This is a genomic window from Streptomyces sp. NPDC051561 (assembly GCF_044454195.1).
GTDB lineage: Bacteria > Actinomycetota > Actinomycetes > Streptomycetales > Streptomycetaceae > Streptomyces.
In genome coordinates, this window is the sequence record NZ_JBITDM010000031.1 from 62,064 (window position 1) to 69,346 (window position 7,283).

Annotated in this window: 6 protein-coding genes and 1 pseudogene; 3 read left to right on the top strand and 4 right to left on the bottom strand. The window is 68.3% G+C overall.

Annotation, left to right across the window (positions count from 1 at the left end):
• Window positions 1–139: 139 nt before the first annotated feature.
• Window positions 140–898 carry a hypothetical protein gene (locus ACIA73_RS38070; protein WP_399443565.1) on the bottom strand — a complete coding sequence of 253 codons (759 nt, stop codon included), beginning with the start codon at window positions 896–898 and terminating at the stop codon, window positions 140–142.
• Between the two features lie 374 nt (window positions 899–1,272).
• Here ACIA73_RS38070 and ACIA73_RS38075 point away from each other — a divergent pair, with 374 nt between their 5' ends.
• The 3 genes from ACIA73_RS38075 to ACIA73_RS38085 are packed head-to-tail and all read left to right on the top strand — an operon-like array spanning window position 1,273 to window position 4,188.
• Window positions 1,273–1,935, top strand: a complete 663-nt coding sequence (locus ACIA73_RS38075) for a hypothetical protein (RefSeq protein ID WP_399443566.1) — start codon at window positions 1,273–1,275, stop codon at window positions 1,933–1,935.
• Window positions 1,936–1,940: 5 nt separating this feature from the next.
• On the top strand, window positions 1,941–2,960 hold the full coding sequence (locus tag ACIA73_RS38080) for a TRM11 family SAM-dependent methyltransferase (RefSeq protein ID WP_399443567.1): 1,020 nt from the start codon (window positions 1,941–1,943) through the stop codon (window positions 2,958–2,960).
• A complete protein-coding gene (locus tag ACIA73_RS38085; protein WP_399443568.1) occupies window positions 2,947–4,188 on the top strand; it encodes a DNA cytosine methyltransferase in 1,242 nt (413 codons plus the stop codon). Before ACIA73_RS38080 ends, ACIA73_RS38085 begins: the two co-directional genes overlap by 14 nt.
• 330 nt (window positions 4,189–4,518) lie before the next feature.
• Here ACIA73_RS38085 and ACIA73_RS38090 read toward each other — a convergent pair whose 3' ends face one another.
• From ACIA73_RS38090 to ACIA73_RS38100, 3 genes and pseudogenes are all read right to left on the bottom strand, one after another.
• Window positions 4,519–4,818 (bottom strand): helix-turn-helix domain-containing protein, encoded by a 300-nt coding sequence (locus tag ACIA73_RS38090; RefSeq protein WP_399443572.1) that lies wholly within the window; start codon window positions 4,816–4,818, stop codon window positions 4,519–4,521.
• Between the two features lie 78 nt (window positions 4,819–4,896).
• Window positions 4,897–5,106, bottom strand: a pseudogene (locus ACIA73_RS38095) (hypothetical protein); the annotation flags it as partial.
• A 90-nt stretch (window positions 5,107–5,196) separates the two neighbouring features.
• A complete protein-coding gene (locus tag ACIA73_RS38100) occupies window positions 5,197–6,888 on the bottom strand; it encodes a recombinase family protein (protein WP_399443569.1) in 1,692 nt (563 codons plus the stop codon).
• Window positions 6,889–7,283: the final 395 nt, after the last annotated feature.

Consider the following 7,283-nt stretch of genomic DNA (forward strand, 5'->3'; position numbering starts at 1 on the left):
GTGTCAGCACCAAGCGCCGTACCCCGACCCCAGGGACTGGAGGGATCGAAGGGGGACGAGAACGCCTCTCAGGCCTCAGCAGCCTGGAGTGCTCTCACTCCCTTAAGGAGAAAACCGGAGCGGATCGTGCCACCCGCGGTCACCACGTGTCGCTGAACAGGGCCTTCGCTAGACGCTGTTCGGCCGCAGCCCGCCGCCGGAACATCGCCCGCACACTCATCCCGGCGGCCAGTGCGACCGCCTTTGAGCTCTGCCCGTCCAGCCGGGTTCCGGCGATCAGCTCGGACTCGGCAGCAGACAGCACCCCCGCTGCGACGGCGCGCTCCAGCACCGCGTACACCTGCGCCTGCGACCCACCCGCGAACGGCTGCGGCACCACGCACCGCTCGTCCAACGGCTGCGGACGCAGCCGCCGCTCCCGCAGCGCCGCGTACACGACCCGGTGGGCTGCCCGGTCGCCGGCCCGCACCAGCCGCAACCCCACCTGGAACGGCTCCTCGTACGGGTCCACCGCCACGAGCTCCTCCGTCACCGCGGCCAGGACCTCCTGCTCCAGCTCCCCGTGCTCCACCTCCGCGAGCCGGGGCAGCCGGGCCAATGCCCGACGCAGCGACGGCAATGCCATCGCGACCCCGACCGTGCCCCATGGTTCCCCGAAGACCAGCCGCCGGCGCACGATCTCCGCCCACACCCGATCCCGCACCACCGAAGGCGTCGACGGGTGTGCCATCCGCGCCCGCACCAGATCCACCGGCCAGAACACCCCCGGCTCGCTCGCCGACATCAACTCCGACGGGAGGGACAACGGTCGCGGCTCGGAGGCCAGTTGCAGCAGTGCGGTGTCGAGCTGGTCGAAAGGAGAGACGGCGGTGAGCGACGCGACAGTGGTACGGCGCATGGCGGGCTCCTTGCCTGCGAGTGACGAAGCGGACGCCGCCCATCACCCCAACCACCCCTGCCACTCCCACGCCAGCAGGAAGCCATGCCTCCGCCACCACCCAGCCGTGCCCCAGCCAACCGCTGCGATGTACCTGGCAGATAGGCCCGTGACCAGGACTTTCTCCCTGCCGGGGCGGGGTGCGAAAGTTCTTGGAATGGTCTGGAAGCGCTCGCCGTGCCACCAGCCGCCCGTGTACGGCCCAGCCAGTGTCAGCGGATGGCAGATAGGGCCGTGACCAGTGTCTTTATGCCTGAGTGGCACGATCGGCGGGTGATTTCTCCTTAAAGGGAGTCAGCACCTTCGCAAGCCCGGCCCACGGCGGCGCACCCGCCTTGCCGCACCACTCCCACTCCGCATCCGCTCGTACGAGCGGGCCCTCGGCCCCGCTGCCCACCACCATCTGGCTCCCCACCCCCGAGACCTTCACGAGCGCCCCGGCCGCCCCGGACGTCCTCCCGCAATGGGCGATCGAGAAGATCCGCGCCGAGTTCCGCCGCCCCGGCGACGCGCCTGCCGCACTCCTGCGGCTGCGCATCGAGGACACCGCCTGCGCCATGGACGCCCGCACCCCCTGCACCGTCGACGCCGACGGCCCGGCGGACGGACGGCCGTACCTGCTCCTGGCGGAACTCCACCCCGACACCCTCCCCACCCCCTGGGACCCCGTAGTCGCAACCCCCACCAGCCCCGGCGCGATTGACGACGGCTGGCCGGGCTTCTTCTACCGCGCCCACCGCTACCTCCCCGCCGAAGGAACCCTGCTCCTGGCCACCCGCCAGCGCCGCGATGAGGGGTACCTCACCGACCCGCTCGGGCTCCTCATCGCAACCGCCCGCACCGCCGGGTTCACCTACCTCCAGCACCTGATCGTCATCCACGGCCACCCCGTCGACGACCACATCGAACCCACCCCGCCCCCGGGCGCACCGCCTGGCCTGATCCACTCCGACGTTCTCGTTTTCCAGCGCCCCGCCCGCTCCGGCCAAGGGAGTTGACCGCCATGCAGCACCAGCGCCTGTCGGTGTGGAACACCGCCCCCACCTCCGCCCCCGCCCAACGCCGGGGCCGCTACGTTCCCGGCTCCGCCGCCCACCCCGCCAAAATGCTCCCGGCGCTGGCCGCCCACGCCATCGCCACCTATACCGAGCCCGGCGACCTTGTCCTGGACCCGATGTGCGGCATCGGCACCACCCTCGTCGAAGCCATCCACCTCGGCCGCCACGCGATCGGCACCGAATACGAACCCCGCTGGGCCCACCTCGCCGGCCTCAACGCCGCCGCCGCACCCCACCACGGTGGAACCAGCACCGCCCAGGTCTACTGCGGCGACGCCCGCCACCTCCGCACCCTCATCCCCACCGCCCACCACGGACAGATCTCCCTGGTGCTCACCTCACCGCCGTACGGCAACGCCGTCCACGGCCAGGTCCGCTCCACCCGCGAATCCGGCGAACGCGGCGTAACGAAGAAGGACTACCGCTACAGCCGCGACCCCCACAACCTCGCCCACGTCGGCCTCGACCGCCTCATCGAAGCCTTCACCGAAATCCTCACCGAATGCCGCCACCTCCTGCGCCCCGGCGGCACCGTCGTCATCACCACCCGCCCCTGGCGCGAACGCGGCGAGCTCATCGACCTCCCCACCGCCGCCCTCGCCGCCGGGCAATCCGCAGGCTTCATCCCCGCCGAACGTAACGTCGCCCTCCTCGCCGGAATCCGCGACAGCCGACTCATCGCCCGCCCCTCCTTCTTCCAGATGACCAACACCCGCGACGCCCGCAACCGCGGCATCCCCCTCCACGTGGTGCAGCACGAGGACGTTCTTGTCCTCACCAAGCCCGGAACCTCGGTGGGTTACCGCGAACCCAAGGGTGATCAGGGAGAACCGGCAAGCTCTGCCCCTTCCCGTCTTCGTGCCGAACTGAGGTGCATGGCCCGCCCGTCAGGCGTCTTGGGGCCTGGAGCGGCCGTCCGCTCTCGTCTGTGCACCTGGACGGCGGCCGGCCATGACCACCGCTGACGACTTGAAGATCGGCAGTGCCTTTTCCGGCGTCGGCGGCCTTGACCTCGGCGTACTCGCGGCCCTCGGCGGACGCGTCGTCTGGCACGCCGAGACGGATCTCCGTGCTCAGACCGTGCTGTCCCGGCACTGGCCCGACACACCCAATCTCGGTGATGTACGAACCGTCGACTGGAGCAGCGTCGAGCCCGTGGACGTCCTCACCGCCGGGTTCCCCTGCCAGGACCTCTCCGTCGCTGGCCCCCGCACCGGCTTGGCCCCCGGCACCCGCTCCGGCCTGTGGCAGCACGTCGTCCACGCCACATCCATCCTTCGCCCCTCCCTCCTGGTGATCGAAAATGTGCGCGGAATCCTCTCTACCCGAACCACCCCCTACCCCCGCTCCAGCCCTCGTGCCGTTCGCGACGTGGATGTCTGCCCGCGGCATCTGGGAGACGCCGAACGCCTGCCCCCGCTGCGGGCGCTCGGAGCCGTACTCGGCTCGCTGGCCGACCTCGGGTACGACAGCGCATGGACATGCGTACGCGCCTCCGACGTCGGGTCCCCGCACCAAAGGGCGCGCATCTTCCTCACCGCCCGGCCCACTCCTCAAGACCCCCACCGCGAACCTCGGCACCAACGGCGGCACCCAGCACCCCACCAAACGCAAGGCCGGCGGCCACGGCCCCACCCTGGCCGACGAGGTCGAACACCTGCTGCCCACGCCGAGAGCGAGCGACGGAGCGAAGGGGTCACCGAATCAGCGCTACCGCAACGGCGGCCCCACCCTCGCCTCCACCGCAGCCAGCCTCACCCCGCCGAACGCCCCGAGCCCAACTGCCCAGACGCGCGGACGGCTACTGCCCACCCCGACCCGCTGCGACGCCAACGGCGGCGCGGGCACCACCCCCAAACGCAAGGGCGGCATGAACCTCCGCACCGCCGTCACTCACCTCCCGAATGGTGGGCCGACTACCACCGAGCCATCCACCGCTGGGAACACCTCACCGGCACCCCCGCCCCACCACCCACCCAACCCGGCACCCGACGACTCTCCGCCCACCTCGTCGAATGGATGATGGGCCTCCCCACCGGCTGGGTCACCAACACCGACGGCCTCACCCGCGCCGCCCAACTCCACCTCCTCGGCAACAGCGTTGTCCCCCAACAAGCCGCACACGCGCTGGAGGCGCTGCTGGTTCGGTGGGGCGAGGACAGGGGTTACGTACGGCGGGAGGATGGTCAGTGAGGCGCATCCCGGCAGAACGATCCGAAGCACCGTCGGCACACCGGCCTTGTGGGGATTCTGCGAAGCGGCAACCGTGTCGAGGGAGCCGCTGCGGCGCCCACGGGAGAGCAGCTCACCGAGGCGATCCCTCGTGCGTGGGCGGGGCTGCGGGGGGCGCCCCACCAACCGCTGACGACGCCCCGCACGAGCTTCGATGTCCGCCGTGGCTCATGGTCGTCGTACTCGCGGACGATGACGACTGCGTCATCAAGTACCTCATCACGCCTCACGGCCGTCCTCGTGCGGACGGTGACGAGCTGCGTCGCTTCCATTGCTGGATCGAAAAGGAGATCAACCGAGGGGAGGAGGATCGGTAACAGACCACAGATCGGGCGTCCTTCCGTGCCCGCTGAGCTGCTTGTAGCTTCGGGCGGCGAGCCCTCGTTCTTCGAGGTGCTTGAGGGCGTTCCAGATGGTGGGCCGCACGTGGCCGGTGGCCTCGGCAACGTCGAGGGCAGTGACAGGCTCGGTCTGTGCCGCGAGGTATGCGTACACGGCAGCACGCGCCCCGTCGAGGCGGAGTTCGGATGCTTCCTGCGATGGGGAGCCATAGTGCACGGCAGTGCCGCACGGCACCTTGCCCTGCTGCACGGCGGTATGAGGGGACAGGCCCCAACGAATCGGTGAAGGGCCTGTCCGGCCCGACACCGGCCGGGTCCTGACCACCCATCCCTCATTGGCAAGCGCGTTCAACGCACCCCGTGCGGTGGTCTTCCCCACGCCTACGGCACGGGCAATCTCAGCGGCCGTAGCCGTGGTTGCACGCTCGCAGAGTACGGCGTACACCAAGGCCGGGGTTCCCGTCAGACGGGCTCCAATTTCAGATTCTCGGGGAAGGAGATCCCGAGGTCCGTCACCGGAGGCAGGGGAGAGAGGCATGGCGGAGGATCCTGTTCACGGGGTGAGGCAAGGGGAGGCGCGGTAGAGGGCTGGGCTGGCGAGCGTCGCACGCGCTGCGCACCAGTGCCGTCACAGGTGTTCGGAGTCCTCCGCGCACCGGAGAGCGTCTTGGATGGCCTCGATGACGTCGTGGCCGATGCGCAGTTGGCCTTCGCCGAGCTGCTGCTCGCGCACATGGCGCTCGGTGGGCAGGTTGAAGGTGACGACTCCATGGGCCACGTCGTCCGACAACTCCACCCCGGCCGCCTTCGCCATGGCTTGGACATTGCCCAACTGGGCAAGGAAGCCAAACTTCTTGCCGGGGAGCGGGTCCCGGTACACGACGATCTTGACGCGGTGCTCCTTGAGGAAGAGCTGCTTGCCCTCGTCGTCCCGCTCCTGCCAGATGTCGGCGAAGGTCCGCCCTGTGAGGACGAACTGTCCCTGGCTCTTGCGGTACTCGGCCAGTCGGGTGCGCAGGCGGGACAGTTTCGCGGTCTGTGAGTCGAGCAGCGACCAGTAGACGGCCTCCTTCTCCTCGCCGTCGTATCTCCCTGCGGCGAAGTCCTCCTTCAGCCGGTCCAGTCGGGCTTCGGTGGCAGCGATGTCGCGCGAGGGGTCGTGGAGGCCGACCTCCCTGGCACGGACCTCGGGGAGATGCCCCATGTGTTCGAGGAAGATCTTGGTGAACTCCCCTTCCAGGTCCACGGTGTCGACGGCCGCAGTGCTGGGGCAGTTTCCGTGCACCGCGTAGTTGCTGCACTTGTAGCGGGAGTAGCGGTTCTCCCGTGCCGGGCGGTTAATCGTGGCGGGATATCGGTTGGTGAACTCTGCTTTAGTGAGCGGGCCGCGGCAGCCGCCGCAAGAGGCGACGCCAACGAGCATCGCGCGGCTCTTGGTGACCCGGGGACCGAACGCCTGGTTATCACGGAGCTTGAGCACCACTCTGTGCCACGTGTCCAGGGGCAGGAGAGGACTGTCGGTGATCATGCGGGGGTTGCCCTTGTCGTCCTCGACGATCTCCCCCTGGTAGGTGTAGAGGCCGGCGATTTTGGGGTTGAGTATGATGCCCCGGATGGAGGAATTGGACCATCGACTCCGCTGCGCCCGTGGGCTGTTGGGCTGGATGAGTGAGAGCCAGGTGGGTTCACGGCGGGCTTCGAGCTCCCGAGAGATAGAGCGGAGGCTCTTTCCCTCCAGCACCTTGCCGGCGATCTCCTGGGTGAGTTCCTTGTAGTGGTCGAGAGGCTTGAGCCGTTTCCCCTTGCCCTTCCCCAGATGGACGAGTTCGTAGCCGAACGGAGGGAGACCCGCTACCCAGGTACCTGCCGCGAGACGGGTCTGGACGGCGTCCCGGGCCCGTGCACGAATGGTGTCCAGCTCCCCCTCGGCGAAGACCGCCAGGATCTGGGCGAACATCTTCCCCATCGGAGTGGACATGTCGATCCCCTCCTGGGTCGACACGATGATCTTCCCGTGCTCCTGGCACCACTGGACGATCTCGCTGAAGTGGGCCACCCGGCGACTCAAGCGGTCGACCTTCATGACGCAGATGACGTCCCACAGGTCCCGGTACTCCTCCGTGAACCATTTGCTGAGGTCGGGCCGCTTGAAGGGGTGCAGCCCGCCGGAGACATCCGTGTCTGTGGCCCAGCCGACGATCAGAGCGTCGCGGCCAGGTGCATCGGCCCAGTGCTGGATGTGGTCCCGCTGGCGTGCGATGGCGGTCGAGTCGTCTGTGTCTGAGGAAAGCCGTAGCGATCCAAGTACGCGTAGTGACATGTCGACGACGCTACCCATGCATGGTGAATGCCCTAGCAAAAAGAGCAATTCGGACCGGAGTTGGCCTGGAGATGGACGTCTTCGCCTCGGTGCTACCGAGGATCCGTAGCAATCTCTGGTTGAGTTCACGGTGCTTGACCGAATCGGCTGCCCGGAGAGGTAAATTGAAACGATCACTGGGGCAGCCAACTCGTGGGTGTTCTTCTTCCGTGATCGTGCATGTGTCCACTGCCTGGCGCGGGATGCAGGCACTCTCAGGCCACCGGTTATCGGCATTTTCGCGACGGCATCGACGTCCTGGGGTCATGTCCCTTGTAGTGGTGTAGCCGGGTCGATCGGTTCTTTGTCCTGGGGATAGACCTTGTCCATGCTGTCCACGGGAAGGTAGCGGCGGG